Below are 1,227 nucleotides of genomic sequence, written 5' to 3'. Positions count from 1 at the left end.
TTTGTTTCTTTTATTTCTTGTTCTATTCTTAAATTTTAATCTTTCTAACATCTACTAAATCTATTTACTCAATTCAATTAATTTATTTAAACTTTGTTTTGCTTTACCCGAGAAAAGAGATTCTTTGGCTAGTTCAAAACCGGCTTTGTGTGTAATTTGTTTACTTGTTGCAATGGCTAATCCTGCGTTGGCACAAACCACATTATTTTGCGCTTCGCTACCTTTACCAGATATTATATCTACAAATATTTTTGCAGCATCTGCAATGGTATCGCCTCCATAAATGGCTTCTTGCTTTATAGTTTTAAGCCCTAATTGTTCTGGCGAAAAAATAGTTTCTGAATGATTGGAAACTATTTTAGCTTTTCCTGTTAGCGATATTTCATCATAACCATCAAGAGCAAAAACGATATTGTAATTTTTATCGGTATTTTGATATAAGAAGCTATACAAACGCAACACTTCTAAATTAAAAACACCTAATAATTGATTTTTTGGAAACGATGGATTTACCATTGGCCCTAACATGTTAAAAAATGTTTTTACACCTAGTTGTTTTCTAATTGGTGCTACATTTTTCATGGCAGGGTGGAAGAGTGGTGCATGTAAAATACATATTCCGGCTTGGTCTACACAGCGTTTTAAAAAATCTTCGTTGTTTGAAAATTTAACACCCAAATGCTCCATAACATTTGATGAACCCGATGTTGATGACACGCCGTAATTACCATGTTTTGAAACCTGAACACCGGCACCTGCTGTTATAAAAGATGATAAAGTTGAAATGTTAAATGTGTTTTTACCATCACCACCAGTTCCTACAATATCTATGGCATTAAACTCGCTTAAATCGATAGGAATGCAAAGTTCTAGAAGCGCATCTCTAAAGCCTTGCAACTCATTTAAAGTAATGCTTCGCATCATAAAAACCGATAAGAAACATGCAATTTGGCTTGGGTTGTACATATCGTTGGATATGTTCACAATAATTTGTTTTGCCTCTTGTGTGGTGAGGGTTTCGTGGTTTATTAGTCTGTTTAGTATGTCTTTCATTAATTGTTCTTTTTTATTTCCGCGAAAGCGGAAATTTATTTTATTTGTTCATTTTTTGCTTGTTCAAAAAACCCTTCGACTACGCTCAGGGTAAACCAAGTCAAAAAAGGATATTCAAGTCGAGGAATTTTTTCTTCAGATTTAGTTCTGAAGAAAAACCGATTTGAAAACTCC

General features: G+C 33.5%; 1 protein-coding gene. It reads right to left on the bottom strand.

Features of this window, described 5'->3' with window-relative positions; translation table 11 throughout:
- Positions 1 to 60 precede the first annotated feature (60 nt).
- On the bottom strand, positions 61 to 1,053 hold the full coding sequence (trpD, locus tag PW52_RS16915) for an anthranilate phosphoribosyltransferase (protein ID WP_044634168.1): 993 nt from the start codon (positions 1,051 to 1,053) through the stop codon (positions 61 to 63).
- Positions 1,054 to 1,227: the final 174 nt, after the last annotated feature.

The sequence above is a fragment of the Neotamlana sedimentorum genome (genome assembly GCF_000943565.1).
Taxonomy (GTDB): Bacteria; Bacteroidota; Bacteroidia; order Flavobacteriales; family Flavobacteriaceae; genus Neotamlana; species Neotamlana sedimentorum.
The sequence above is the reverse complement of the archived record's forward strand: the minus strand, read 5'-3'. Positions and strand labels throughout refer to the sequence as shown.

Excerpts from the sequence above, each read along its gene's own strand:
- trpD (WP_044634168.1), bottom strand. The coding sequence starts at position 1,053 with ATGAAAGACATACTAAACAGACTAATAAACCACGAAACCCTCACCACA.